Raw genomic sequence first — 25,876 nt, 5'->3', positions numbered from 1 at the left:
GCTCCTCACGCTGTCGCAGCCAGCGCCGCAGCACCGACCCTGGGCTTGGCGACCAGCATCGGCGCCTTGCCCGCGAGGCTGTGGCCCGACCCCGGGTTCTGGACATGGCAGGCGGCGACATGCTTTTCGGCCGAGACGGCGCCGTTGAGCCGGGGGGATGTCTCGGCACAGACGCTTTCCGCCATCGGGCAACGGGTGCGGAAGCGGCAGCCGGACGGCGGGTTGATCGGGTTGGGCGGGTCGCCGGTGAGCGGCGCCTCGTGGACGCGCTCGGCTGGATCGAAGGAGAGCCGCGATGCCAGGAGCGCGCGGGTATAGGGGTGCTTGGGGTGCTCGTAGATCGCATCCACCGGCCCGATCTCGACGATCTCGCCGAGATACATCACCAGCACGCGGTCGGAGATGTACTGCACCACGTCGAGATCGTGGCTGATGAAGACATAAGTCAGGTTGAAATGGCGCTTGAGCTGGCGCAGCAGGTTCAGCACTTGCGCCTCGACCGATTTGTCGAGCGCCGACACCGCCTCGTCGAGGATCAGCAGCCGCGGTTCCAGCGCCAGAGCGCGCGCGATGTTGACGCGCTGCTTCTGGCCACCCGACAGTTCATGCGGGTAGCGCTGGGCGAAGAGATCGGGCTTGAGCCCGACCTTGGTGAGGAGTTCGCGGGCGATCTCCCTGGCCTTCTCTGTCGGGGCGCCATGGACCCGCGGACCATAGGCGATCGATTCCTCGACCGGCAGACGCGGGTTGAGCGAGGAATAGCTGTCCTGGAACACCATCTGCATGGCGCGCCGGAACTCTTTCATGGTCAGGCCGCGCACCCCGCCGATGGCTTCGCCGTCGAACAGGACCTCGCCCTCGTCATAGGGGATGAGATGCATCAGCAACCGCGCCAGGGTGGACTTGCCGCAGCCGGACTCGCCGACCACGCCCAGCGTCTCGCCCTTGAGCACCGTGAAGGAAACGCCGTCGACCGCCCGGACATGCCCCTGCGTCCGGTTGAGCATGCCCCCCTTGATCGCGAAATGCTTCTTCAGATCGGAGACGATCAGCATCGGCTGGGAGGGGCCGCCGCGGTCGCGGATGTCACCCTCGGGCACGCTCGCGAGCTGCGGCGGGCGGGATAGCTGTGCTTCTGTCGTGGACATGACGGACCCTTTCACAGTCTCACATCCATCGCCTGGCGCAGCCCGTCGCTGACCATGTTGAAGGCGAGGGAGGTGACGAAGATCATCACGCCCGGAAGCGCGCAGACGATCGGGTTGACATAGATGGACTGACGCAAGGTCGAGAGCATCAGGCCCCAGTCGGGGTGCGGCGGCTCGACGCCGAGGCCGAGGAAGGAGAGGCCCGAGGCGATCAGGATCGACACCGAGACCAGACCCGACGCGTAGATGAAGATCGGGCCGAGCACATTGCCGAGAATATGCGTGGCGATGATCGAGCGGGTCGAGCCGCCGGAGGCCCGCGCCGCCTCGACGAAATCGAGCCCGCGGACCTGGGTGGTCGCGGTTTCCGAGATGCGGCAGAGCGGCGGGATGAAGACCAGCGTCAGTGCCACCATGCCATTGGCCATGCCGCCGCCCATCGCGCCGGAGATCGCGACCGCCAGCAGGATCGAGGGGAAGGCGTAGAAGACGTCCATCGTGCGCATGATCGCCATGTTCAGCTTGCCGCCGATGAAGCCGGCGAGCACGCCGAGGAAGCCGCCGATCAGCGTGGCGAATACCACCGGCACCACCCCCATAAGCAGCGACATGCGCCCGCCATGGATCAGGCGCGAGAGGATGTCGCGGCCGAGTTCGTCTGTGCCGAGATAGAAGTCGCGGAAGCCGATCGGCCGGAGGCGGAAGGCCATCGAGGTCTTGTAGGGGTCCTTCGGCGCGATCCAGGGCGCGAAGATCGCCATCGCCACAATGAGGATGATCACGACGCCGAAGGCGAGCGTGACGTAGTCGTAGCGCAGCCTGTAGGCGACATTCTGCCAGTAGCCGCGGACCTTGGTGGCTGGGGCCTCTTCCGCGGCGACGAGGAGGCGAGTGGCTGTGGTGAAATCGGTCATGATCGCCTCCTCAGGAACGCTTGATGCGCGGGTCGACCGCTGTCTGGAAGAGGTCGATCACGAGGTTGGTAAAGACGAAAACGAGAGCGAGGATCAGGATCGTGCCCTGCAGCACGGGGATGTCACGCGTCAGGATCGCCTTGTTGAGCAGGAATCCCGTCCCCGGCCAGTTGAAGATCGTCTCGACCAGGATCGAGCCGCCCATCAGGTAGCCGAACTGCAGCCCCATCACGGCCAGGATCTGCGGCATGGCGTTCTTGAGCGCGTGCCGGATCACCGCGAGTTCGCCGAGCCCCTTGGCGCGCAGCGTGTTGACGAATTCGTTGCCCAGCACCTCGGACACCGCGGAACGGGTGGTGCGGGTGATCATCCCGACCGGCACCATGCACAGCGTGATGATCGGCAGGATGACGTGCTTGAAATGGGACCAGTTGAAGAGATCGAAGGTTTCCGAGCCGCCTGGGCCCATTCCGGTCGCAGGCAGCCAGTTGAGCTCGACTGCGAAGATGATGACCAGCACGATGCCGAGCCAGTAGTTCGGAATCGAGACGCCGACGATCGACAGGGCGGTGACGCCGCGGTCGGTCGCGCTGCCCCGGTAATAGGCGGCCAGCGTGCCGAGCACGAAAGCGATGCTGAAAGCCAGCATCACCGCGCCGAAGGATAGGAAGACGGTGTTGCCGAGCGCGCGCAGCACCTCGTCGATCACCGGCCGATTGGACTGGATCGAGACGCCGAGATCACCCACGACGGCGCGCATCAGCCAGGTCCAGTACTGGACCGGCAGCGGCCGGTCGAAGCCATAGGTCTTCATGATGAGGTCGACGACCTCCTGGCTGGCATCGGCGGGAAGCAGCATCTGGACCGGGTTGCCCGGCGCCAAGAAGACCAGCGCGAAGCAGAAGACCGTGACGCCGATGGCGATCGGGATCGCGTAGACGATGCGCCGGGCGATGTAGTGCCACATGGAAGTTCTCCCTTGGGTCGCGTCAGCTCTGGGTCGCAATCGGGGCTATGGGGGATCGGGTGGCCTGCGGCGCGGGGGCCACAGGCCACGTCTGGTCGCAGATCAGTTCGTGGTGCCGACGGTGATCGGCGTCAGGTCCTGGAACCAGCTCTGGGCCTGGACGAAGCCCTTGACCTTGGGCGAGAGCGCACGGGGATTCAGGTCATGGGTGACGAAGAGCATGGCAGCGTCGTCGTTCATGATCTCATGGACGCGGATGATCATCGCGTCGCGCTTCGTCTGGTCGAAGGTGTTGTAGATGTCCGTGATCAGCTTCTCGATCTCGGGGCTCTCGTAATGGCCCCAATTGCCGCCGGCGGGCGCCCATTGCTTGCGCATAGCGAAGCGGAAGATCCCGGAAAACGGATCCTGCGTGGCGCGGCTGACATTGACGGCGTGATAGGCGGGGAACTTCTCGCGCCCCTTGAAGGTGACGTCGAGCAGGGCGTTCCAGTCCATCACCTCGAGCTTGACCTTGAAGCCGACGGCCTCGAGCTGGGCCTTGACCAGTTCGTTCATCGGCAGTGGCTGCATCTGGCCCGAGCCCGAGGTCGAGATCGCCAGCGTGACCTCGCAGGGGTGGCACTTGGCCTCCTTGAGCAGCGCGGTCGCCTTCTTCTGGTCGAGCTTGTAAAGGACCGGCTTGCCAAAATAGGGCGAGCTCGGTGGCACGGTCGCATAACCCTCCTGGGCCAGCCCGTTGAGCATCTCGACCATTTCACCACGGTCCATCGCGTAGTTCGCGGCCTGGCGCACGCGCTTGTCCTTGAACGGACCATCGACGAAGTTGAACTGGTAGTGCCAATTGTGCGGATAAGGCAGGGTAATGACCTGCATGCCCGACGACTTTAGCCGTGCGATCGTGTCTGGCGAGGGCGCCTCGATGAAATCGACTTGGCCGGATAGGAGCGCAGCGGCGCGCGTCGTCGCCTCCGGCATCGGCTGCAGCACGAGCCGGTCGTGCTTGGGAATGCGCTTGGGGTTCCAGTAGGTCTCGTTGCGGCTCAGCTCCAGCCGTTCGCGCGGCACCATGCCGGCGAAGCGGTAGGGTCCGGTGCCCGAGGGCATCTGGGCGTATTTTTCATAGGAGCCCGCCTTCTCGAACTGCGCCTTAGAGATCATCATCCAGAAGCTCATCTGGATGTAGAAGAGCGAGTCCGGTTCCTTGGTGATGATCGCAATAGTGTGGTCGTCGATCTTCTCGGCACGGTCGATGTTGACCGTGCGCGTGCGCATCGCCGCATATTGCTTGGCGTTGAAATGCGGGACCTTGTCGTCGGTCAGGCGCGAGATGTTCCAGAGCACGGCCTCGGCGTTGAAGTCCGAACCGTCGTGAAATTTCACGTCTTTGCGGAGATCGAAGATCCAGCGCCGGCTGTCTTTGGGGTCGATCGTCCATTTGGTGGCGAGACCCGGCGTCAGCGACGCCTCGACGTCGGAGCGGGAAAGATCCCACAGGATCAGCGAGTCGTAGAGCGTGTAGCCGACGAAGCGGTAGCCCTCGAAGCCCTGGTCGGGCTGCCCGGTCACATCCGGGATGTCGCCTGCCGTCATCGCGACGCGCAGCGTGGTCTGGGCCTGTGCGGGAGCGATGGAGGATAGGGCTGCGGCCCCAAACGCCAGGGCGATGCCGGCGGCGAAGCGAGCGGCGTGCGAACGAAATGTGGTCGGGTGGTGAGGCATGCAGGCTCCCTCCGGGATGCGATGAGGTCGTGAGCGGCGTACCGGGTAATTTTAGCAAGGGCCGTGCCAAGCCGGCTCGATTGTGTCCAATGCAGCATGACCCCTGCTCCGCGCGGAAGTCGGGATCGGAGTCAATGAGCGCATTCTAGGGCGTTGAAATCGACTTCCTTGCCGTTTTCGGCGCGCGAGGCATTCTGTGATGCGGCGCCATCCCGATGATAACAGGCTCTATTGCACACAATTAAGCCATCCGCGGCGACCAAGACGCTGGGCTGGCTTCCCTGCCGCCAATCCGATACTGCAATGCACAATGTTTCGCCTCGGGGGGCGAGCGCTCGGATGTCCGCGGGCTTTTTCCACGGAAAAGACCGCACCCTCGCGGGCGCGGCCTTATGTCTTTAGAACGAGCGGAGTCGTTCACTCGGCCGCCTGCAGCACCGCGGTGCCGGCGCCGATCGTGGCAATCACCTCGTCGGTCGACTGGACGTCCCCGAAGAGCGCCAGGATGTTGCCGAGCGTCGCGTTGTGCTCCTCATCCGTTCGACAGGCATTGGCGTCCGACACGAAGACGACCTTGTAGTTCATCATCATCGCGTCGCGCGCGGTCGACTCGCAGCAGACATTCGTGGCGGTGCCGACGACGATCAGCGTGTCGACGCCCCGCTCCTGCAATTGCGCATGGAGCATCGACGAGCCCTCGACGAATGCGCCGAAGCGCTGCTTCTCGACCGTCCAGTCCTCGGGCAGGACCTCGAGTTCCGGATAGATCGCATGGCCGAAGCTACCGCGCGCGAAGGCGGCGATCATGCGCTGCTTGAAGTCGCCCTTGGTGAAGTTGTCGAACCAGACGCACCACTGCGCCTGCGTCTCTTCGGTGATCGTGTTCTGGATGTAGACGACAACGCCGCCGGCCGCCCTGAGCGCCCGCCCGATCCGGTTGACGTTGGGCACGATCTCGCGGGCATATGCGATTTCGGCGGGCTGGCCCGGCGCCATGAAGCCGTTCTGGAGATCGACCACGATCAGCGCTGTCCGCGCCGGATCGAGCGTCTCGAACAGTCTGACCTTGCCGCGCCGCTCGACGACGCGCTGGAGAACGTATTCCGGGATTGCGATGGTATGCATGGGACGCTCCTGATCGACGGGAAGAGGGTCGCGCTGACGCAGGGCCCGCCTCGGGCCGCGCCGACGATAGCCCCCCATCACAGCAAGGCCCATGCCAAATCCGCCTGATTGTATTCAATGCAGCACTGCCGTCAAAATAGTCGCCTCGCTCCGACACGAGGCCAGAGCGCCGAGATGAGCGGCTTCTGCGCCTAATAGGCCGAGACAGGAGCGCCGCTTTATTGGGCTCGCGCGCACTCAGTCACCGCCGGCGCCCGCAGGCCGGCAGGAGAATTGCCGCCGCCTGGGGACCCGATGCTTGGCCTTATTGGATACAATGATGCGGAAATGGCATGACGGTTGCATCGCTCGGGCTGACAAAAGCGGAACAGGGGACAGGGCGATGGGCGAGACGAGCGCGACCGATCTGAAGCTCGAGCTGGACGTGCTGCTGCGGCGCGCCGAAGTGGCGGTCCCGGCGGACCGGATGGAGGCCGTCCTCTCCGGCTACGGGGACCTCAAGCGCATGTGTGCGCTGCTGCGCCAGCCCCGCACAGCCGCCGCGGAGCCGTCCAACACCTTCTCCCTCGTCACCCTGATGAAAGGGGTCTGACATGTCCGCGACAGCTATGACCAAGCCCCTGCATGAACTCTCCATCGCCGAGACCGGCGCGGCCCTGCGCTCAGGCCAGGTGACTGCGAGCACGCTCGCGCAGGATGCGCTGGCGCGAATCGCGGCGCTGGACGGCGCGCTGAACAGCTTCATCACGGTCACCGCCGAGCGGGCGCTGGCCGATGCCGAGGCCGCCGACGCCGCTTTCAAGGCGGGCATCGATGCCGGTCCGATGCAGGGCGTGCCCTATGGGCTGAAGGACATCTACGATACGGCCGGCATCCGCACGACCTGCCACTCCAAGCTCCTGGTCGACAATGTGCCTGCGGCCGATTCCGTCGTGGCCGAGAAGTTGAAAGCCGGCGGCGGCGTGCTGCTTGGCAAGCTCTCGACGCACGAATTCGCCCTGGGCGGCCCGAGCTTCGATCTGCCGTTTCCGCCGGCCCGCAACCCCTGGAACCCCGAGCATATCCCGGGCGGCTCGTCCTCGGGATCCGGTGCGGCCGTGGCGGCGGGGCTGTGCCGCATGGCGATGGGCTCCGACACGGGCGGCTCGATCCGCGGGCCGGCCGCCTATTGCGGCACGGTCGGGCTGAAGCCGACTTACGGGCTGGTGTCCCGGCGCGGCGTCTTCCCGCTCTCCTACACGCTCGATCATTGCGGCCCTCTGAGCTGGACCGTCGAGGATGCCGCCCTCACCATGGAGGTCATCACCGGCCATGATCCGCTCGATCCGGCCAGCGCCGATGTGCCGAAGCCGGATTTCCGGAGCGGGCTGGAGGGGGATGTGAGCGGCCTCAAGATCGCGCTGCCCCGACACTTCTTCGCCGAAGCAGAGGGCGTCTCTCCGGAGGTCGTCGCGGCCATCGACAACGCGGCAAACCTTCTCGCCAAGGCGGGGGCCATCGTCGAGGAGGTGACGATCCCCGATTACGAACTGTTCAACGCGGTCGGGCGAGTGATCATGTTCTCGGAGGCCTTCGCCATCCATGAGAAGGACTACCGCGAGCGGCCGCTCGATTTCGGCAGGCTGACCTTCACCCGGATGATCCTCGGCGCGCTGACCAGCGGCGCCGACCTGACCCAGGCCTATCGCCTGCGCCGGGAACTGGCGGTGGCGGTCAACCACCAATTGCTGAAACAGTACGACGTGATCCTTTGCGCCTCGGCGCTGGCGCCGGCGGCACGCTTCGACAGTATGTCGGATGCCTTCCCGCCCAACTGGCCGATCCAGACCATGCCGTTCAACGTGACGGGGAACCCGGCCATATCGATGCCGGCGGGGTTCTCGGCGTCGGGCCTCCCGCTCTCGGTGCAGATCGTCGGGCGCCCCTTCGACGAGCCGATGGTTCTTCGTGTCGGGGCGAGCCTGGAGCGTGCGCTGGCACTCACCGGCATCAGACCGGCCACGGCCGCGCTCAGGCAGGCGGCGTGAGCGACTTTCGGAGCGATCGTCCCGGTCCGGAGGGACCATGAGCGAGGATTATGCCGACGGGTGCGTCGCCGCCGACATGGGCGATGAGGCGTCGCCCGAGATGGCCGGCACCGACCCCGATCTCGCGGGGCCGTCTTTGGAAAGCCTCGCGGCGGCCGCATCCATCCTGGCTGCGACCGCCCTGCCGGCGGCGGCGAACGCATTGCCTGCGGCACGGCCGCGCCATCTGCAGCGCGCCCATGGCTGGTGGTGCGCGGCAACGCCCAACATGCGCGGCTCGCTGTTGATGATCGCCGCCTTCGCCGCCTTCGCGGTGATGATGACGCTTATCAAGCTGGCCGGCGGGCGCGTGCCGCTGGCGCAGATCCTGATTGTCCGCCAGTTGGTGATGACGCTGATCCTCGGTCTGGTGGTCGGGCGTGCCCTGCCTCGGATCATGCACACCAGCCGTCCGGGACTGCAATTCCTGCGGGGGATGTTCTCGCTCGGCGCCATGCTCTGCGGCTTCACGGCGCTGATCTACCTGCCGATGGCGGAGGCCACGGCGCTGGGCTTCGCGCAGGTGCTGTTCGTCACGCTGCTCGCCATCGTCATCCTTGGCGAGGTCGTCGACCGACGGCGCTGGATCGCCATGGCGCTCGGGTTCGCCGGCGTCGTCATCATGCTGCGGCCGACGGGCGAGGCGATGAACGGCTATGCGCTGCTCGCCATTCTCGGAGCGCTGTTCGGGGCCGGTATCACGATCTCGGTGCGCGTGCTCGGTCATACCGAGAAGACGGAGACGATCCTGTTCTGGCAGGGTGCCGTCGTGCTGATCGCGCTCGGCGGGCCCGCCCTCTTTCTGTGGACGCACCCGACCCCGAACGAATGGGCGCTGATGATCGGGATCGGCGTCGTCGGCACGGCCGGGCAGTGGCTCGTCACCCGCGCCTATCAGATGGGCGAAGCGTCCGCCTTGGCTCCGCTCGATTTCGTCCGCCTGCTTCTTGCGACCGCGAGCGGTTATCTGGTCTTCGCCGAAATTCCGAACCTCGTGACCATCGTCGGCGCCGCGCTGGTCGCCGGCGGCACGGTCTATACGATGCGCCATAATGCCGGCGCGCGCCGTTTGGCCGTCGCGCGCCTGCCCGACAACACGCATGCCTGACGAAACTTCTGCCTGACCACACCCGCCCCCCGAACCGGACGACGACGCATGACCCATCATCACCTCAAAGCCAGCGGCGCGACCTGCCATTGGGGCTTCTTCGATGCGGCGCTCAAGCCGAAGCTCACCATCGCAAGCGGCGACACTGTGACTGTCGACACCGTGACCGGCGCGCCCGAGGTACATCCCAAGGCCGATGCCGGTTTCATGACCCCGCCCGAGATCGCCGACGTCCACGCCCATGCCGAGAAAACCTTGCCGGGGCACATCCTGACCGGTCCCGTCGCGGTCGAGGGCGCCAGGCCCGGCCATGTGCTGGAGGTGCGGATCGAGGATGTCCAGCTCCGGCAGGACTGGGGTTACAACGTCATCCGCCCGCTCGCCGGCACGCTGCAGAGCGACTTCCACGATGTCCGCCTGCTGCACATCCCGCTCGACCTCAATGCGAAGACCGGCAAGCTGCCTTGGGGCCTTGAGCTGCAGCTCGCGCCCTTCTTCGGGGTGATGGGCACGGCGCCGCCGCCCGCCTGGGGACGAGTGACCTCGATCGTGCCGCGCGCCTTCGGCGGCAATCTCGACAACAAGGAAATGGTCGCGGGTGCAACGATCTTCCTGCCGGTCTTCGTCGAGGGCGGGCTGTTCTCCTGCGGCGACGGCCATGCGGCGCAGGGCGACGGCGAGGTCTGCGTCACGGCGATCGAAACGGCTCTGCAAGGTCGTTTCACCTTCATCCTGCGCGAGGATCTCTCCTTTAACTATCCGCGCGCCGAGACGCCGACGCATTACCTGACCATGGGCATGGATCCCGACCTCGACCGCTGCGCCGAGATGGCGCTGCGCGACATGATCGTGCTGATCGGCGAGGTGGCGGGCCTGTCGCGCGAGGATGCCTATACGCTGTGCTCGATCGCCGCCGATCTGCGCGTGACGCAGACGGTCAACGGCTCCAAGGGAATCCACTGCATGCTCGCCAAGAAGCTCCTCGCGCCCAAGACACTCCTCGCGCAGAAGGCCGCCTGAGATGGATCTGGGCCTCAGGGGTAGGATCGCGCTGATCACTGGCGGCAGCCGCGGCATCGGCAAGGCGACCGCACTCGTCCTTGCAGGCGAAGGCGTCAGGCTCGCCATCGCGGCGCGCGGCGCCGACACCCTGGCCGCCGCGGCCGCCGAGATCAGGGCGGCTGGCGGCGAGGTCGTCACCATCCAGGCCGATTTCACGCTGGCAGAGGATGCCGCGCGCGCCGTCGCGGAGACAATCTCCGCCTATGACGAGCTCGACATCCTGATCGCCACTGCCGGAGGCAGTTTCGGCGAGCGCGAACTGGCGAATGCCAGCGATGCGGATTGGGAGAAGACCTTCCGGTTCAATGTCGGCCATTCGATCGCGGCGCTGCGTGCGGCGACGCCCGCTCTGGCCCAAAGCGAGATCGCCAATGCGGTCTTCGTCGCTTCGATTTCGGGTCGCGCGCCGGCGACGCGCGGCGCACAATATGCCGCCGCCAAGGCCGGGCTGATCCATGCCGCTCGCTCGCTCGCCTGGGAACTGGGACCACAGGGCATCCGCGTCAACGCGGTCTCGCCGGGCTCGACCATCTTTCCAGGCGGCGGCTGGGAACGGACCAAAGCCGAGCGCCCCGAGGATTTCGCGAAATTCGAGGCGGAGGATTTTCCGGGGAGACGGCTAGGCTCAGTCCACGAGATCGCCGACGCGATCGCCTTCGTCGTCTCGCCCCGCGCCGCCGGTATCAATGCGGCCGACATCCATGTCGATGGCGGCCAGCGCAGGCCGTCGATCCGGTAGAGCCGAGCCTGACAATCAGGAGGCGCGGCATGCCGACAAGCCGCGATCGAGCAGGATCTGATCGATCGCGCGGCGCGCCATGCCGACGATCACCGGATTCCTCCCCGTATAGTAGGGCAGCGCGATCACCGCGACGGACAAGGCCCAGCCCCTCCCCCGTACCCAGCTCGCCTCGTCCGGCGCAAGATGCGCGCGGAAGATCGCGCGTTCGGCCGCGGAAAAAAGGGTCCAGGCCGGCTGCAGGTCGCAGGCCGGGTCGCCGATGCCGACACAGCCGAAATCGATCACCGCGACGATCGCACCGTCGCGCAGGATCAGGTTGCCGGGATGGATGTCGCCATGCAGCCAGGCCGGCGCGTCAGGCCAGAGCGGGGCGGCGAGCGCCTCCTCCCAGGCCCGCGCGACGGCGCAAGCATCGATGTCTTCCGGCAGCAAAGCGATGGCTTCCCTAACGCGCCGGTCACGTTGCGCGAGCGGCACGCCGCGCTCGAAATTCGCGTCTCCGCATGGCGGTCCGCCCGACGCGTCGATCGCCCGGAGCGCCGCGATGAAGCCCGCCAGCGTCCGCGCCGCTGCGCCACCGTCGGACAGCCTGCCCGTCATCGCATCCTCGCCGGCGATCCAGCGGCAGATCGACCAGGAAAACGGATAGCCTTCGCCGGGCGAGCCCATGGCGAGCGGCGTGGGGATGGCGAGCGGCAGTTGCGGCGCCAGCCGCGACAGCCATAGCTTTTCCCTGCCGACCAGCGCCGCAGCCGCGGGGTAGCGCGGCATGCGCACGCAGAACTCTTCGCCGAGGCGGAAGATGGCGTTGTCGGTGCCGCCCGATGCGATGCGCGTCAGGGCCAGGTCGCGCCAGGCGGGAAATTGGCTGGCGACCAGGCGGCCGGCGAGTGCGGCGTCGATCGCCACCTCGTCGGCATGCAGCCTGGTCGCGCTCATTGCGGATGACGGTCCGTGGTTTATGCCGGCTTCATCGCGTCAGGACACGTTGGGGGGCAAGCGGCGGTGCCAGTCCGTATCGCGCTGATAGGCGTCGGCGATCTTGAGCACGCGCGCCTCGGCGAAGGGGCGGCCCTGGATCTGAAAACCGATCGGCAGGCCGTTCGAATCGAGCCCGCAGGGCACGCTGACCGAGGGCAGGCCGAGATAGTTGATCGGTCTGGTGTTGATCGAGACGTCTTGGAACGTCTCGATCGCGCCCGGCGTGCCGGCATCGATGTCGGTCGCCAGCAGCGTCGGCACCTTCATGCGCAGGGTCGGCGTGATGAAGGCGTCGCAAACGCCGAAGACCGTGGCCGCCACCGCCTTCAGGATCGCGCCGCGCCGAGCCAGTGCCTCGAGATAATAGGTGCCGGGAATGCCCTGTGAGGGATAGAGCCTGCCGCTTAGATGCACGGCATAGTCTTGCGGGCGCTGGCGCATCCATTGGGCATGGATCGTGCCGCCCTCGACGCGTGAGACGATGCCGCCATAAGTCGCGACCGCATCCATATGGGGTATCGTGACAGGCGCGATGACGGCGCCGCGCGCCTGCAGCACCGCGACCACGGCGTCGAAGGCAGCCTGCACTTCGGGATCGATCCCGTCGAAGAAGTAGTTGGTCGGAACGCCGATGCGCATGCCCCTGATGTCGCCGGTCAGGGCTGCCTCATAGTCGGGCACGGGCTCGGAGGCCGAGGTCGCGTCCTTCGGGTCGTGGCCGGCGATCACGCCGAGGAAACGGGCGGCATCGCGGGCCGTCTGGGTCAAAGGCCCAACATTGTCGGCCGAAAAGGAGAGCGGCATCACGCCGTGGCGCGAAACGCGGGTTTGCGTCGCCTTGATTCCGGTAACGCCGCAGATCGCAGCCGGAAGTCGGATCGAGCCGCCGGTGTCCGAGCCCAGCGCGCCATAGATCAGCCGCGCCGCGACCGCAGCTCCCGAGCCGGAAGAGGAGCCGCCGGTGCAGTAATCGGGATGCCAGGGATTGCGGCAATGGCCGTAATGCTGGTTGTGGCCGGTCGGGTTCTGCGCGAACTCGGCCATGTTCAGCCCGCCGAGTGTGACGGAGCCGGCGTCTTCCAGCCTCTCCATCACGGTTGCGGTGTAGCTCGGGCGGAAATCCTTGCGGATCGCCGAGCCGCAGGTAGAGAGCTTGCCGGCCTTGTAGTACATGTCCTTGTGGGCCAGGGGCAGGCCGTGCAGCGGCCCGAGCGTGGCGCCCGACTTCCGCTTCTTGTCGAGTGTCTCCGCCGCCTCCAGCGCGGCCGCGCCCTCGAGCCAGATCGCCGAGTTGATCACCTCGTCGACGCGCGTGAAGGCTTCGAGTGCGGCGGTGGTGAGTTCGACTGCGGTGACCGCCCCGTCCTTGAGCGCATCGGCGGCATCGGTCAGCGACAGATGCAGCAGCGAGCTTTTCGCCTGAGCGTTCATGGTTGCGGCTCCTTCGTCGCCTGGAGCGCGGCCTCGAAGCTCGACGGCTCGTCCTCAAAGGCGAGTTGGCCTCGCAACGCCGCGAAACCCTCGATGGTGGGGCTCATCGCATCAGCCATGATGCCGGCAGCCTCGTTGGGCTGCTCAATGCCTGACCAGGTTCGAGCCTGGACGGCCACGATCTCCCGCAGCGGGGTCTGCATGCTTATCTCCTCTCTGCAACCGTTCACGGACGACACAGAATTGCATGCAAAGCGCGTGCCGATCCGGCGCAAGACGACCTTTTGGGGCTAATTTGTATACATTGCCGTCTATCGCGCTCTATCTGGTCTTGGCGAGCCTAACCTCGTGGCGCAATCCCTCGCCGCCGTTGTAGCGAGGCCAAAGGTTCTTCTCGGTCGTCACCGTTTCGGAAACAGCGATGGGCTTTGCACACCGGAGACTTCGACCTGAACTCGCTGCGCAATGTCTGGGTCCCTTGGTCGTGTCCCTGATGGTGGTGTAGCTTCCGAGGGCCACGACGATCACCGGCTAGGCCGGGCTGGTCAGGCAGCCAAGGTTGGCATGCCGACGATGGGATCATCGCTCAATGCCGCGATGCTTTCCAGCGTGATGTAGCGGGCGCGCTAGGACGGCCCATTTGATGGCATGGACCACCCGCGTGGGCGGCGCATTATTCGGCAACGATCAACGAGGGAGAGCCACTATGAGCATCGCACGCATCGGTTTGGATCTGGCGAAGTCGGTTTTCCAGGTCGAGCACGCCACGCTTCAGCTTGCCCGCCAATGCGGCCTGCAGACGGCCGAGTCGCAGGTCGCCAGAATCGGCGGCCGCGACGTTCTGCTCGTCAAGCGCTCCCACCGCACGCGCGTCGAGGACAGCTACGCCCGCGCCCGGATGGTCAGCGGCCCTGACCCTGCTAGAGACCGACGAGACGCCTGAGGGACGGGCGCGCTGGTCCTATGTGCTGCTGGTCGAGACCCTGCGCCGGATCAGCGAGCGCCCCGCCGAGGACGCGCGTGAGCTGTTCCGCCGGATGGTGTTCAACGCCCTCGTCTCCAACATCGATGATCACCCGCGCAACCACGCGGCCCTCGCGCTGGGGTCAGGCTGGCGCCTTTCACCGGCTTATGACCTGACGCCGACGCGAGAGGATCGGCGCGACCTCGCCATGGCCTGCGGCGCACAGGGCAGGTTCGCCAACGGGGCCAACCTATTGAGCGAATGCCGCCGGTTTATGATTGCTCCGGATGAGGCGAAGGCGCTGGTCGATGAGATGGTCCGGGTAGTCGATCGCGAATGGTACGCGACGGCCCGCGCCTGCGGCGTCAACGAGGCCGACTGCGAGGTGATCCGTCGGGCCTACGTCTATCGAGGCTTTTCCGCTGGAACTCACCCCGACAGCAGAGCCGACTTATAGAACGGACGATCCGACGGCGCGCAGGTTCAACCAAGAACCCCGCTGGCGGCCAGCTTTCTCTAGGTCGATGGAGCCGTGGCTGACGCTGCAATGGGTGCTGAATTGTCTGGATTTTGGGTGTCGCGACGCTATGATCACAAGCCCAACCGTTCACATATTCCTTTCACACAGCAACCTAAGCGGAAGTCGAAAAAGCCTTTATAATTCAGTAGTTAGGTAGCTCTACTGGAGGTTCGAGTCCTCTCCTGGGCACCACTCTTTCTCGCTTTGCGTCAAAGAGTAAGCATCGATAACGAGTTACATGGTTCCGCTTTGATATTGCGGTTTGACACCATGGCTCTTGCGATGTCCCGACCCTTCGCTACCAAGCAGGGTTTTACTACCTGAACGTTAAGGTGCCTGGCCCTTCGGCCACTCGCCAAAGGCCAGCGCGAGAGCCAGCCCGTGGATGGCGATCACCACACGGTGGTCGGCGACGAAAGGTCGTTTTCTCGCTCCGGACGCGCCACTGCGTCCACGACACCGGCCGGCGGCACGCTGCTCGACATCCGCAAGGTGCTGATGCAGTTCGGCGGGCTGAAGGCGCTGAACGACATCGACATGGCGGTGAAGCCCGGCACGATCCATAGCCTGATCCGTCCAAACGGCTCGGGCAAGAGCACCATGATGAATGTGCTGACCGGCATCTACACGCCTACTGGCGGCGAGATCGCCTTCGAAGGGCAATCTTTGGTCGGGCGCAATTCGCCCCTAGATCGCTGCGCAGGGCATCGCGCGGACCTTCCAGAACGTCCAGCTCTTCGGCGAGTTGACCTGCCTGGAAAACGTTATGGTCGGGCTGCACCACAGCTATCGCAGTGGCTTCTTCTCGGTGGCGCTCGGCCTGCCGCAAGCCCGCAAGGAGGAGCACGACGCGCGCGAGCGCGCCGCCAGTAACCTGCAGTTCGTCGGGCTCGACGCCTTGGCCAACGAAGAGGCGCGCAACCTGCCTTATGGCAAGATGCGCCTGCTGGAGATCGGCAGGGCTCTGGCACTCGACCCCAAGCTGCTGCTGGATGAGCCGGCGCCGGGGCCTGACGGCGCCCGACATCAGGGAACTCATCGAGATCATCCGCAAGATCAAGGCGCGAGTCACTGAAGATCTGTTCGGACCACAGCATGACGCTCGCCTGCGCGCGCTACACGGACCGCTGGCGCGCCTGCTCGCGATCCTCTGACAGGATCGTGAAAGACGGAACCTGCGAACTCTTCCAAAAAGGAACTGGGCTCCATCATCCCGCCTTGCGGCTCTGCTGCTTTGGCAGCGGAGGCCGGGCGACTGGTGGGCGATTGCGACAGGGAGCCCGGCTTGGGCAGGGACAGGATGACATGGCGGCATGCGCGACGTCCCGCAGGGTTTGCCCTGCCGGGCGTTGCTGTTCTGCTGCTCGTCGTCGCGCCCGCCGAGGCCGCCGGGGACCGGGCGCTCGGAGCCTATCTCGCCGCCGAGTGCACCGCCTGCCACCAGCTCTCGGGCCGCGGGAGCAGCGGCATCCCGCCGATCGTCGGCTGGCCGGAAGAGCAGTTCGTCGCCGTGCTCGACGCCTATGGCAGCCGACAGCGCCACAACCCCGTGATGCAGACCATCGCCGCGCGCCTGAGCCGCGACGAGATCGCGGCGCTCGCCGCCTATTTCGGCGCGCTGGCGCCGAAGCCGTGACCGCGCGGAGGACAGGCCGATGAAACCGACGCGACGCCATCTTATGGCAGGCTCCGGCGCCCTGCTGGCGGCGAACACGCTGGCCGCGCCCACCGTCCTCGCGCAGGCCAAGCCGCGCGTGGTCGTGGTCGGCGGCGGGCCGGGCGGCGCCACGGCGGCAAAATATCTCGCCAGGGACAGTGCCGGGGCGATCGCGGTGACGCTGGTCGAGGAGAACGAGACCTACCAGACCTGCTTCCACTCCAACCTCTATATCGGCGGCTTCAAGCGCTATGAGGAGATCGTCCATCGCTACGACGCGCTGGCCTCGGCTTATGGAATCGCGCTCGTCCGCAGTCGCGCCACGCAGATCGACCGCGACCGCAAGGAGGTCGTGCTGACGGATGGCCGGCGCCTGCCTTACGACCGGCTGGTGCTCTCGCCCGGCATCGACCTGAAATATGATTCCGTGCCCGGCTGGTCGAAAGCCGCCGAGGAGGCCATGCCGCATGGCTGGAAGCCCGGCCGGCAGACGCAGCTGATCCGCGAGAGGCTCGACGCGGTGCCCGATGGCGGCATGATCGTGATGATCGCCCCGCCCAATCCCTATCGCTGTCCGCCCGGCCCCTATGAGCGCGCCTCGATGTTCGCGCATGTGCTGATGGCGACCAACCGCCGCAAGGCCCGGATCGTCATACTCGATCCCAAGGAGAGCTTCTCCAAGCAGGGCGTGTTCATGCCGGATTGGGAGAAGCGCTATGGCGCGATGATCGAATGGCTCGGTCCCAAAGTGCATGACGGCATCAGATCGGTCGATCCTGCGACCGGCACCGTCGTCACCGGCTTCGAGACTTACGAGAACTGTGCCTTCGTCAACGTCATCCCGGCCCAGATGGCGGGCGCGATCGCGCGCGATGCGGGGCTCGCTCCAGCGGGCGGCTACTGCGCTATCGACCCGGCGACCATGAAATCCGTCGTCGATTCCAACATCGTCGTGCTCGGCGATGCCTGCAACGCCGGCGACATGCCGAAATCGGCTTTCTCCGCCAACAATCAGGCCAAGGTCGCTGCGATGATTCTGCGTGGCGAACTGGTCGCGGGGCCAACCTTCCCGGCGCGCTACTTCAACACCTGCTGGAGCCTCGTCGACACCGACGACGCCATCAAGGTCGGTGGCCGCTACGAGCCGAAGGACGGCCGCATCGCCGCGGTCGAGACCTTCATCTCGCAGCCGGGCGAGAGCGCCGAGATCCGCAGGCAGACCCAGGCCGAGAACATCGCCTGGTACGACGCCATCTGCGCCGACATGTTTACCTGATGGCCAAAACCTCCCTACCGACGAAGGAACGATCATGAAAGCCCTCTATGCCAGCGCCACGATTGCCAGTGCCGCGATCCTTGCCGCAACGATGCTGCTCGGGACGTCCGCCCACGCTCAGGACGTTGCCGCCGGCGAGCGCTCCTTCAACAAATGCCGCGCCTGCCACCAGCTCGGCGAGACGGCGAAGAACACGATCGGCCCGGTGCTGAACGGCTTGTTCGGGCGGGCATCGGGTTCGGTCGAGGGATACAGCTATTCCGCCGCCAACAAGGCCGCCGGCCTGACCTGGGACGATGCGGTCTTCGCCGACTACATCAAGGACCCGAAGGCCAAGATCCCCGGCACCAAGATGATCTTCGCCGGGATCAAGAACGAGCAGGAGATCAAGGACCTGAGCGCCTACCTCAAGCAGTACGACAAGGATGGGAAGAAGCTCTGAGTGCCTCGCCCAATATGAAATGAACGATTCCAGCAGCTTTCTGTAGCCGCCATCCCTTCGTGCCGTCATTCCGGACAAGCCGCGCAGCGGCGCCGATCCGGAATCCATCGTAGAGCGCATCGCCTTACGATGGATTCCGGGTCTCCGCTTCGCTACGCCCGGAATGACGGTGCGTTTCTGACTCAACGTATCCCGCTCTTGACTAACGCCTCATCCCCGGCGTCTCCACCGGCAGGCCCCTGGCCCGCCCCGCGAGGTAAAGCTCCAGCGCGAGGTATTCCGGCGAGCCGTAGTCGAACTGAGTTGCGCGGACGCCGAGCGAGCAGGCGCGGAGGCGCCGGTGCAGCGATCCGACATCGTTCCATTCCAGCCGATAGGCCGGGTAGCCTGTGCCGGCGCCGTGGCTGACCGTGTCGCCGCGCAGCTTCTGGCCGATGAGGCCGTCATGGCATTGCTGGCAGGATAGGTTGAGCTGGCCCTGCCGGCGCTCGAAGAAGGCCTTGCCCGCCTCGTAATAGGGCTTAGCCGCGCCGTCGGTCTTCACATCCATCGGCAGGCCGCGCGAGAGCGAGCCGAGATAGGCGGTCATCGCCAGAAGCTCGGAGCTCTCATAGCCGAAGGCCGGCTGCCCCTGCCGCTCGACCCGGCACTGCTCGATCCGGCCTTCGAGGTTGAGCAGCTTGCCGCTGGCCGCATCGACCTGCGGATAATGCGTCGCCGCGCCGCGCAGGCTCTGCTGCGGGTCGGCATGGCAGGAGATGCAGGCCTGCCCGTTGGGCGCGGGCTTGCGGCTGAACAGCTCGCGCCCCTGCTCGACCCAGAAGAAGGCCGGGTTGCGGGTTTCGTCCGCCTGCTGCCGACGCATGTCGGGTGAGAGGAATTCCGTGCCGGACTTGATCTCCGACAGGGCCGGCGCAGCCGCGAGCAGCGCCAGCGCCGCAATCCATCCACGCAGCGATCGTCGCCCGATCACGTCACGGTCAGCCTGGCGGTCCGGGTATAGGTCGCGCCGCCGTCCTCGCGCCATTCGAAGACGATGTCGCCCGTCGCGACCGCCCGCGTCGTGAAGGAGACGAAGGGGTTGGCGGCAACGCCGGTGTGCATGTCGAAGCGCAAGATCGGCTCGCCGGCATAGGTCGCCGTCAGCCGGTTCAGGATCTTGCGCGGCACGGTGCCACCCTTGCCGTCGGACTGTCCGCCACGATCCATCGGATGGCGGGTCAGCACCTTGATCTCGACGATCTCGCCGGCGCGGGCCTCAGTGGGCATGGTGATGCGGGCGTTGAAGCTCATCTTGCTCTCCTCAGCCGCCGTCGATGCAGGCGCTCAGCGTCACGACGATGTCGGCATCCGCCATGACAAAGCCGCCGCCGCTCAGCGCCGCGACCGCGGTCACGGTCTGCGAGGCCGCTAGCCGCAAGGTGGTCGCCACCTCGGCGCGGCCGGCGCGGGGGCCGAGATGGAACCGCGCCATGTCGGGAAACGGGTTCTTCTCGGCAATCAGATGGATCCAGCGGACATGATCGGCTTCGGTCATCGGGCTCTCGACAAGAATCCGGGTGTCGACCGAATTGCCGTTCTCAACCAGAGCGGGGATGTCGAGCGTGATGCGGCCCCTTTCCGGCACGGCGCCGTCGGTGATGCGCGCGATCAGTTGGGCCAGTTCCGGCGAGGGCTCCGTGGCCGCACGAGCCGGCAAGGCCGCGACCAGCAGACCGGCCGCTGCGCCCGCGACGACGCGGCGGCGGTCGAGACCACCCTCAAAAGGTCTTGAGCGAGGCGAGATAGCTGACGACATCCTCGATCTCCTGGGCCGAGAGGGCCGGCTTGCCCCGGTACTGTGGAGCGACATCTTGCAGGTTTTCCGTCCGGAAATAGGGCGGCATCACGGTCTGCGGGTTCAGCGTCGAGGCGTCGACCAGCCGCAGCCGGATCTGGCCCGCGTCGAGGCGAGCCCCGACGCCGGCCAGAGGCGGGCCGATCGTGCCCTGGAAGGGCTCGGACGCATCCGCGCCCTGGTGGCAGATCAGGCAGTTGCCGCGCTCGCGATCGCGCACCAGCGCAGAGCCGCGCATCGCATTCCCGGCAAGATCGCCGAGCGAGCGCGGGATGGCGTCGCCGACGATCGTGTAGGGTTCGAGCGCGACAGCGGTCGAAGCGCCGCCGGATGCCAAAATGGCTCCAGCGAACGCCAGACGCGACATCACTCCCGCCGCCTTCACGCCTTCTTCAGATCGGCGTTCTTCAGCGGAAGTGAGCGGATGCGCTTGCCTGTCGCCGCGAAGATCGCGTTCAGGACGGCCGGCGCCGCGACCGCGATCGTCGGCTCGCCGACGCCGCCCCAGAAACCGCCGGACGGCACGATCACAGTCTCGACCGCCGGCATCGCCTCCAGCCGCATCACCTCGTAGGTGTCGAAATTCTCCTGCTCGACACGGCCGTCCTTGATGGTGATCTCGCCATAGAGCGAGGCCGACAGGCCGTAGACGAAGGAGCCCTCGACCTGGCGCTCGATCTGAGCCGGGTTGACGGCGTGGCCGGGGTCGGTCGCCGCCACGATGCGATGGATCTTGAGCTGACCAGCCGGGCTGACCGAAACCTCGGCGACGGCCGCGACATAGGAGCCGAAGCCCATGGTCTGGCAGATGCCGCGGAAAACGCCGTCGGGCAACTTGCTGCCCCAGCCGGCCTTCTCAGCCACCGCGTTCAGAACGGCGAGATGCTTGGGATGGTTCTTCATCAGGCCGCGCCGGAACTCCAGCGGGTCCTTGCCCACGGAATGCGCCAGCTCGTCCATGAAGGATTCGAGGTAGATCGTGTTCTGGTTCAGGTTGACGCCGCGCCAGAAGCCCGGCGGCACATGCGGGTTGCGCATGGCGTGGTCGATCAGCAGGTTGGGCACGCCATAGCCGATCGAGGCTTCGGGGCCGGGTGCGTTGAGACCCTGGAAGACGGCCGGATCGCGGCCGTTCTGGATCGTGCCGGGAAACAGCCCCGCCACGATCGACTGGCCGGAGATGCGCATGTGCAGGCCGGTCAGGTTGTTGTCCTTGTCGAAGGCGCCGACCATCTTGCACTGCGTGACCGGGTGATAGCGGCCATGGGTCATATCCTCCTCGCGCGACCAGATCAGCTTCACCGGCGTGCGGGGGATCTGCCTGGCGATTGCGACGACCTGGCGAACCCAGTCCTGGCTGGCACCACGCCTGCCGAATCCGCCGCCGAGATCGATCTTGTAGGCCTCGCATTTCGCCAACGGCAGGCCGGCAGCCTCGGAGGTCGCGGCGAGCGCCGCCTCGCCGTTCTGCGTGGGAGTCCAGACCTCGCATTTTTCCGGCGTCCACAGCGCCGTAGCGTTCATCGTCTCCATGGTGGCGTGGTTCTGATAGGGGTAGCTGTAGACCGCCTCGACGGTCTTCGCGGCTGCCGCAATCGCAGCCTTCACGTCGCCGTTCTGGTTGCCGACGATGGCGGTGGGCGCATCGAGCCCTTCCTTGAGCCAGGCGGCGATGCTCTCGCTGGAGACCCTGGCATGCTCCCCTTCGTCCCAGACGATCGGCAGAGCGTCGAGCGCCGACTTGGCCTGCCACCATGTATCCGCGACGACGGAGACGGCGCTTTCGCCGACGGGGAGTACATGCCTGACGCCGGGCATGTCCTTGACCTTGGCCGCCTCGAAGCTCTTCACCTTGCCGCCGAAGACCGGGCAATCCTTGATCGCGGCGTTGAGCAGGCCCGGCATCTTCAGATCCATGCCGTAGATCTTCTTGCCGTTGGTCTTGTCGACGGTGTCGAGCCGCGGCAGCGGCTTGCCCGCGATGGTCCAGTCCTTCGGGTCCTTGAGAGGAACGTCCTTGGGCGCCTCGATCTTCGCGGCAGCGGCCGCGACCTCGCCGTAGCGCAGCGAGCGGCCCGAGGCCTTGTGCGTGATCACGCTCTTTTCGGCAGCGCATTCGGCGGCGGGCACGTTCCACTGGTTCGCCGCCGCCTGGATCATCATCATCCGCGCTGCGGCGCCGCCCTTGCGGACATAGTCGTGCGATTCGCGGATGCCGCGGCTGCCGCCGGTCGAGAAATTGCCCCAGACGCGGTTGCGCGCGACGCTCTGGCCCGGCGTCGGGTACTCGGTCGTGACCTTCGTCCAGTCACAGTTCAATTCTTCAGCGACGAGCTGGGCGAGGCCGGTCAGCGTGCCCTGCCCCATCTCGGAGCGGACGATGCGGATCACCACCTTGTCGTCGGGATGGATCACGACCCAGGCGTTGATTTCGGGGACAGCGCCTTGCGCCTGCGCTTCGCTGCCCAACGGGATGGCGAACCCGAAAGAGAAGGCGCCGACGGCTGCGGCAGACCCTGCAAGCAGGCTGCGGCGGGAGGGTTTGAAAGCGGTGGTTTTGGTCGAGACGGTCATGATCATTCTCCCCTCAACCGCGACCGAGCGTGCCGCCGGCGACGACGTCGAGAATCGCCGTCTTGACCCGCGCATAGGTGCCGCAACGGCAGATATTGGTGATCTCGCTGGCGATGTCGGCTTCGGTCGCCTTGGGATTGGCCTGCAGCAGCGCCGCAGTCGCCATGATCATGCCGCTCTGGCAGAAGCCGCATTGCGGCACGTCGTGCTTGATCCAAGCCTGCTGGACCGGATGGGTGCCGTCGGGCGAGAGCCCCTCGATCGTGACGATCTTCTGCTCCGCCGTCACCGCATCGAGCGGGAGCGCACAGGACCGCGTCGCGACACCGTCGATATGGACAGTGCAGGCGCCGCATTGCGCGACACCGCAGCCATATTTCGTACCAGTCAAACCGATCTGTTCGCGGATGACCCAGAGCAGCGGCGTGTCGCCCGCCGCCTCGATGTCGAGCATCTTGCCGTTCACATTGAGCTTCGCCACCGTAAACCTCCCGGTTTCGATCAAGAAGGACGGCAAGAGTGCCAACGCGCCCTGCCGCAAATCCCGGCCTGCCGCACAGCGCGCCGGTTGAATTTCATTGGAAGCAATTGAAACTCAGATGCGCCAAAGAGCCAACCGCCTATGACGGATCGATCACGCCGCGTGATCAGCTGGATGTGGTGGAATTTCCTCCTTCGAGCCGGTCGCAACAGTCGATTTGGCCGGTCGATCAACCCGTTCGCAGTCCGATCGGCTCGCCGGGGGACGGGCGCGACGCGGCGCGGAATCACGGCAACGTGATGGGTGATGCACCAGCAGCGACCTGGTCTGGCGTCCGGTCAATTCCAGCCAGCCCCGGACCTAGCCCGTGGCGACGGCCTATAGGACGCTTTCGACCTTGTCCGCCGACGATCGTCTCCGAGGTATCGATGAACGCCGGACAGAAACCAATGCCCGCGGATCAGGCGTGGGCACGGCGCACCTCCGGCCCGTGAGCCTGCCGATGGCGCAGTTCCTGCTGGCGCGTCAGTTCGGCCAACAGCAGGGGATCGAGCGAGCGGACCAACGTTCCGACATCGTAGTCGATCAAGCCATTGGGACAATAACGATCATCGTCCCACCCCGGGTGGTTAATCACTACCCATCGAGGGTCGCGTATTGCACGGCTTCATAGGAGCGCCATGGTCTACGCCGGTGGATGACCCGCAGAGATGTCTTTCCAGCCCGGTAAAAGCAACAATACTAATCTGAATCCACCCCAGTGGGCCGGCGCAGCCGGCTGGCGCGCTGCAGATGGCGCCGCATTTGCGCCGCCGCGACCTCCAGATCCCCGGCCTCGATCGAGTCGAGGATCTGGAGATGCTCCCGGCAGTTCACCTCGACGCGCTCGAAGCCGAACACCCAGTCGTAGTTCGACAACCGCCGAAGTTGGTTCTGACGACGGATCGCCGAATGGATGAAGCGGTTGCCCGATGCCGCCGCCAACCCCTCGTGGTAGGCCGCATTCATCTCGAAGAAGCTGATCGCCGAGGTCTCGCGCCAGGGCTGTGCCAGTGTTCCGAGATGACGCCGGCGCATCTCTGCGATCCAGCCCTCGTCGAGCGAAAAGCCCGGTTCCAGAAATGCCATGGGCTCGATCAGCAGGCGGAAGCGATAGCGTTCGTCATGAACACAATGATCGCGGGGCTCCTGAAGGAAGCGCCAGCCATAACCGGGCTTCCGCTCGACCATCTCGAGTTCGGCAAGACGAGCCAGCAGCCGCTTCATCTCGGACCGGCCAAGCCCGTAGCGCCGCATGATCTCCTGCTCGGAGAATTCATCCTCCAGTTCACCAGCTCCGCGTTCATGGGCCAGCCGCACCAGCGCAAGCTCGATACCATCCGACGGGCTCGCGTTAGTCGCCGGTGCGCCGGGCGTGGTGATCAATTCGAGCCCGCGATGCGGATTGCGGCGCACCAACCCACGATCCGCGAGCCAAGCGAAGGCGGCGCGTACGGGTGTCCGCGAGACGTCGAGACGTCGCGCGATCACGCTTTCGTTGAGATGCGCGCCGGCGGTCAGACCATCCCCTCGCGCCAGATCGAGAATGCGCTCGGCGAGATCCTGCTGGAGGCGGGAAGGCTGGGACATGAAAGGCCCTTGATTGTCTTAATTGCAGATGAAATACATTAGTGGCCAACTGCAGGCCATGGGCCGGAAGAGACAATGATGATTCAGCCCTGCCCCTTCGTGGTTGTCTCCGGATCACCCCGTGAACGCGGGCGCCAGCATGGCGCGGCGGTACCAGCCCGCGTCAAGCGTTCGATCGAACTCTATGGCGGGCAACTTGGCGAACTTGGCTATGGGGCCGCAGCCAAGACGGCCCTGATTAGCGAATTCGCCCGCGAGATCGAGGCGTTCGGCGCGCATTACATCGAGGAGATGGCCGGCATCGCCGAGGGTGCCAGTGTGCCGCTCGAAGACATCATTATGATCAACGCCCGCACCGAGGTCATCGCCAAGGCGCGGCTGATTAGGAACAAGCCGGTCGAGGCGACCGAAGAGCTCGATGACGGCTGCACCGGCGCGATCATCCTGCCCGAGCGCAGCGCCAATGGCGCCCTGATCCATGGCCAGAACTGGGACTGGAAGGCCGAATGCGCCGAGACCGCGATCGTGCTGCGGGTGCGGCGCGATGACGGGCCGGATTTTCTGACCTTCGTCGAGGCCGGGGGCCTGGCCCGTTGCGGCATGAACGCCGCTGGCATCTGCATCACCGCAAACTATCTCGAATCCGAGCGCGACTTCACGCAAGCCGGCGTGCCGCTGGCGCTGATCCGCCGCAAGGTGCTGGAGCAGGAGCACTTCGCCTTCGCCATAAAGGCCGTCGCGACGACCCCGAAGGCCTGCTCCAACAACATGATGCTCTCGACCGTCGCCGGGTTCGGGATCGATTTCGAATGCGCGCCGGACGAGGCTTTCCCGCTCTATCCGACCGAGGGGCTGATCGTTCACGCCAATCACTGGGTCGGGCAGGTCGCGCTGACCAAGCTGCGCGACACCGGCACGCCGCGCGTGCCCGAAAGCTTCTACCGCGACTGGCGCGTGCGAAAGCTGCTCGACGAGGCCGGCGGGAAACTCACGGCCGACGACCTCAAGCACGCTCTGTTCGACGATTTCCTCACCCCGCATTCGGTGTGCCGTCCGCCGCGTCCCAACGACACCGGCAACCTCTCGGCGACGGTCGCCATGGTGATCATGGAGCCGGCGGAGGGGATCATGGAGGTCTGTCCTCTGCCCGCGTTGAACCGCAGTTTTACCCGATACAGCCTGACCGCCGATCCGCAGATGCTGGCGAAGGCCGCCGAATAGCCCGCCATT

At 65.8% G+C, this 25,876-nt stretch carries 30 protein-coding genes and 1 pseudogene; 13 read left to right on the top strand and 18 right to left on the bottom strand.

The window, feature by feature from the left end; all coding sequences use genetic code 11:
- Window positions 1–5 precede the first annotated feature (5 nt).
- From AXW83_RS23460 to AXW83_RS23440, 5 genes are all read right to left on the bottom strand, one after another.
- Window positions 6–1,055 (bottom strand): ABC transporter ATP-binding protein, encoded by a 1,050-nt coding sequence (locus AXW83_RS23460; protein WP_236841988.1) that lies wholly within the window; start codon window positions 1,053–1,055, stop codon window positions 6–8.
- A 104-nt stretch (window positions 1,056–1,159) separates the two neighbouring features.
- Entirely contained in the window at window positions 1,160–2,062 is a 903-nt protein-coding gene (locus tag AXW83_RS23455; RefSeq protein WP_066618040.1) for an ABC transporter permease, read from the bottom strand.
- A 10-nt stretch (window positions 2,063–2,072) separates the two neighbouring features.
- Complete coding sequence (locus AXW83_RS23450) at window positions 2,073–3,029, bottom strand: ABC transporter permease (RefSeq protein ID WP_066618038.1); 957 nt, start codon at window positions 3,027–3,029, stop codon at window positions 2,073–2,075.
- Window positions 3,030–3,131: 102 nt separating this feature from the next.
- Window positions 3,132–4,751: an ABC transporter substrate-binding protein gene (locus AXW83_RS23445; protein ID WP_066618036.1), complete on the bottom strand. Its 1,620-nt coding sequence runs from the start codon at window positions 4,749–4,751 to the stop codon at window positions 3,132–3,134.
- Window positions 4,752–5,168: 417 nt separating this feature from the next.
- Window positions 5,169–5,876, bottom strand: a complete 708-nt coding sequence (locus AXW83_RS23440; protein WP_066618035.1) for an isochorismatase family protein — start codon at window positions 5,874–5,876, stop codon at window positions 5,169–5,171.
- A gap of 382 nt (window positions 5,877–6,258) precedes the next feature.
- Here AXW83_RS23440 and AXW83_RS23435 point away from each other — a divergent pair, with 382 nt between their 5' ends.
- The 5 genes from AXW83_RS23435 to AXW83_RS23415 are packed head-to-tail and all read left to right on the top strand — an operon-like array spanning window position 6,259 to window position 10,851.
- Window positions 6,259–6,468 (top strand): hypothetical protein, encoded by a 210-nt coding sequence (locus tag AXW83_RS23435; protein ID WP_156640339.1) that lies wholly within the window; start codon window positions 6,259–6,261, stop codon window positions 6,466–6,468.
- Window position 6,469: 1 nt separating this feature from the next.
- Complete coding sequence (locus AXW83_RS23430) at window positions 6,470–7,903, top strand: amidase (RefSeq protein WP_210179623.1); 1,434 nt, start codon at window positions 6,470–6,472, stop codon at window positions 7,901–7,903.
- A gap of 37 nt (window positions 7,904–7,940) precedes the next feature.
- On the top strand, window positions 7,941–9,050 hold the full coding sequence (locus tag AXW83_RS23425) for a DMT family transporter (protein WP_066618031.1): 1,110 nt from the start codon (window positions 7,941–7,943) through the stop codon (window positions 9,048–9,050).
- A 48-nt stretch (window positions 9,051–9,098) separates the two neighbouring features.
- A complete protein-coding gene (locus AXW83_RS23420) occupies window positions 9,099–10,070 on the top strand; it encodes an acetamidase/formamidase family protein (protein ID WP_066618028.1) in 972 nt (323 codons plus the stop codon).
- Window position 10,071: 1 nt separating this feature from the next.
- Window positions 10,072–10,851 (top strand): SDR family NAD(P)-dependent oxidoreductase, encoded by a 780-nt coding sequence (locus AXW83_RS23415; RefSeq protein WP_066618025.1) that lies wholly within the window; start codon window positions 10,072–10,074, stop codon window positions 10,849–10,851.
- A gap of 15 nt (window positions 10,852–10,866) precedes the next feature.
- Here the strand turns inward: AXW83_RS23415 and AXW83_RS23410 are convergent, their stop codons facing one another.
- The 4 genes and pseudogenes from AXW83_RS23410 to AXW83_RS28325 all read right to left on the bottom strand — a co-directional run.
- Window positions 10,867–11,793, bottom strand: a complete 927-nt coding sequence (locus tag AXW83_RS23410; RefSeq protein WP_066618022.1) for an aminoglycoside phosphotransferase family protein — start codon at window positions 11,791–11,793, stop codon at window positions 10,867–10,869.
- A gap of 39 nt (window positions 11,794–11,832) precedes the next feature.
- A complete protein-coding gene (locus AXW83_RS23405) occupies window positions 11,833–13,266 on the bottom strand; it encodes an amidase (RefSeq protein ID WP_066618019.1) in 1,434 nt (477 codons plus the stop codon).
- Window positions 13,263–13,469: a hypothetical protein gene (locus AXW83_RS23400; protein WP_066618017.1), complete on the bottom strand. Its 207-nt coding sequence runs from the start codon at window positions 13,467–13,469 to the stop codon at window positions 13,263–13,265. Before AXW83_RS23400 ends, AXW83_RS23405 begins: the two co-directional genes overlap by 4 nt.
- A 342-nt stretch (window positions 13,470–13,811) precedes the next feature.
- Window positions 13,812–13,947: pseudogene (locus AXW83_RS28325) on the bottom strand (IS256 family transposase); the annotation flags it as partial.
- A gap of 25 nt (window positions 13,948–13,972) precedes the next feature.
- On the opposite strand from AXW83_RS28325, the gene AXW83_RS27935 reads away from it, so the two are divergent.
- A complete protein-coding gene (locus tag AXW83_RS27935) occupies window positions 13,973–14,209 on the top strand; it encodes a hypothetical protein (RefSeq protein WP_066618014.1) in 237 nt (78 codons plus the stop codon).
- Between the two features lie 22 nt (window positions 14,210–14,231).
- Window positions 14,232–14,687: a HipA domain-containing protein gene (locus AXW83_RS23390; RefSeq protein WP_066618007.1), complete on the top strand. Its 456-nt coding sequence runs from the start codon at window positions 14,232–14,234 to the stop codon at window positions 14,685–14,687.
- A gap of 455 nt (window positions 14,688–15,142) precedes the next feature.
- Here AXW83_RS23390 and AXW83_RS27930 read toward each other — a convergent pair whose 3' ends face one another.
- Window positions 15,143–15,373 (bottom strand): hypothetical protein, encoded by a 231-nt coding sequence (locus AXW83_RS27930; RefSeq protein WP_066618004.1) that lies wholly within the window; start codon window positions 15,371–15,373, stop codon window positions 15,143–15,145.
- Between AXW83_RS27930 and AXW83_RS27995 the strand changes: the two genes are divergently transcribed.
- The 5 genes from AXW83_RS27995 to AXW83_RS23365 all read left to right on the top strand — a co-directional run bounded on the left by AXW83_RS27995 (window position 15,288) and on the right by AXW83_RS23365 (window position 18,125).
- Window positions 15,288–15,623: an ATP-binding cassette domain-containing protein gene (locus AXW83_RS27995; RefSeq protein ID WP_250636918.1), complete on the top strand. Its 336-nt coding sequence runs from the start codon at window positions 15,288–15,290 to the stop codon at window positions 15,621–15,623. The two genes, AXW83_RS27930 and AXW83_RS27995, sit on opposite strands and share 86 nt — an antisense overlap.
- Window positions 15,505–15,825, top strand: a complete 321-nt coding sequence (locus AXW83_RS27990) for an ATP-binding cassette domain-containing protein (protein WP_250636917.1) — start codon at window positions 15,505–15,507, stop codon at window positions 15,823–15,825. The genes AXW83_RS27995 and AXW83_RS27990 overlap by 119 nt, the downstream gene beginning before the upstream one ends.
- Before the next feature lie 225 nt (window positions 15,826–16,050).
- On the top strand, window positions 16,051–16,386 hold the full coding sequence (locus AXW83_RS23375; RefSeq protein WP_066617998.1) for a c-type cytochrome: 336 nt from the start codon (window positions 16,051–16,053) through the stop codon (window positions 16,384–16,386).
- Between the two features lie 19 nt (window positions 16,387–16,405).
- Window positions 16,406–17,683 (top strand): NAD(P)/FAD-dependent oxidoreductase, encoded by a 1,278-nt coding sequence (locus AXW83_RS23370; protein ID WP_066617995.1) that lies wholly within the window; start codon window positions 16,406–16,408, stop codon window positions 17,681–17,683.
- Between the two features lie 91 nt (window positions 17,684–17,774).
- The gene (locus tag AXW83_RS23365; RefSeq protein WP_236841987.1) at window positions 17,775–18,125 is read left to right on the top strand and encodes a c-type cytochrome; all 351 of its coding nucleotides are present in this window, start codon (window positions 17,775–17,777) and stop codon (window positions 18,123–18,125) included.
- Window positions 18,126–18,327: 202 nt separating this feature from the next.
- Here AXW83_RS23365 and soxA read toward each other — a convergent pair whose 3' ends face one another.
- The 8 genes from soxA to AXW83_RS23330 all read right to left on the bottom strand — a co-directional run bounded on the left by soxA (window position 18,328) and on the right by AXW83_RS23330 (window position 24,646).
- Window positions 18,328–19,098 carry a sulfur oxidation c-type cytochrome SoxA gene (gene soxA, locus AXW83_RS23360; protein WP_066617988.1) on the bottom strand — a complete coding sequence of 257 codons (771 nt, stop codon included), beginning with the start codon at window positions 19,096–19,098 and terminating at the stop codon, window positions 18,328–18,330.
- Window positions 19,095–19,418 carry a thiosulfate oxidation carrier complex protein SoxZ gene (locus AXW83_RS23355; protein ID WP_066617985.1) on the bottom strand — a complete coding sequence of 108 codons (324 nt, stop codon included), beginning with the start codon at window positions 19,416–19,418 and terminating at the stop codon, window positions 19,095–19,097. The genes soxA and AXW83_RS23355 overlap by 4 nt, the downstream gene beginning before the upstream one ends.
- A 10-nt stretch (window positions 19,419–19,428) precedes the next feature.
- The gene (locus tag AXW83_RS23350; protein WP_066617982.1) at window positions 19,429–19,923 is read right to left on the bottom strand and encodes a thiosulfate oxidation carrier protein SoxY; all 495 of its coding nucleotides are present in this window, start codon (window positions 19,921–19,923) and stop codon (window positions 19,429–19,431) included.
- A complete protein-coding gene (gene soxX / locus AXW83_RS23345) occupies window positions 19,886–20,329 on the bottom strand; it encodes a sulfur oxidation c-type cytochrome SoxX (RefSeq protein ID WP_066617979.1) in 444 nt (147 codons plus the stop codon). Before soxX ends, AXW83_RS23350 begins: the two co-directional genes overlap by 38 nt.
- Before the next feature lie 14 nt (window positions 20,330–20,343).
- On the bottom strand, window positions 20,344–22,536 hold the full coding sequence (locus tag AXW83_RS23340; RefSeq protein WP_066621147.1) for a xanthine dehydrogenase family protein molybdopterin-binding subunit: 2,193 nt from the start codon (window positions 22,534–22,536) through the stop codon (window positions 20,344–20,346).
- Between the two features lie 13 nt (window positions 22,537–22,549).
- Window positions 22,550–23,017, bottom strand: coding sequence for a (2Fe-2S)-binding protein (locus AXW83_RS23335; RefSeq protein ID WP_066617975.1), 468 nt, complete (start codon window positions 23,015–23,017; stop codon window positions 22,550–22,552).
- 460 nt (window positions 23,018–23,477) lie between these two features.
- The gene (locus tag AXW83_RS28065) at window positions 23,478–23,606 is read right to left on the bottom strand and encodes a hypothetical protein (RefSeq protein WP_257722106.1); all 129 of its coding nucleotides are present in this window, start codon (window positions 23,604–23,606) and stop codon (window positions 23,478–23,480) included.
- 152 nt (window positions 23,607–23,758) lie between these two features.
- Window positions 23,759–24,646 (bottom strand): GntR family transcriptional regulator, encoded by an 888-nt coding sequence (locus tag AXW83_RS23330; protein WP_066617972.1) that lies wholly within the window; start codon window positions 24,644–24,646, stop codon window positions 23,759–23,761.
- 75 nt (window positions 24,647–24,721) lie between these two features.
- Between AXW83_RS23330 and AXW83_RS23325 the strand changes: the two genes are divergently transcribed.
- Complete coding sequence (locus AXW83_RS23325; RefSeq protein ID WP_066617968.1) at window positions 24,722–25,867, top strand: C45 family autoproteolytic acyltransferase/hydolase; 1,146 nt, start codon at window positions 24,722–24,724, stop codon at window positions 25,865–25,867.
- Window positions 25,868–25,876 lie beyond the last annotated feature (9 nt).

Source organism: Bosea sp. PAMC 26642, assembly GCF_001562255.1.
In the GTDB taxonomy this organism is placed as follows: Bacteria; Pseudomonadota; Alphaproteobacteria; order Rhizobiales; family Beijerinckiaceae; genus Allobosea.
This window is presented reverse-complemented; position numbering and strand designations above follow the sequence as displayed.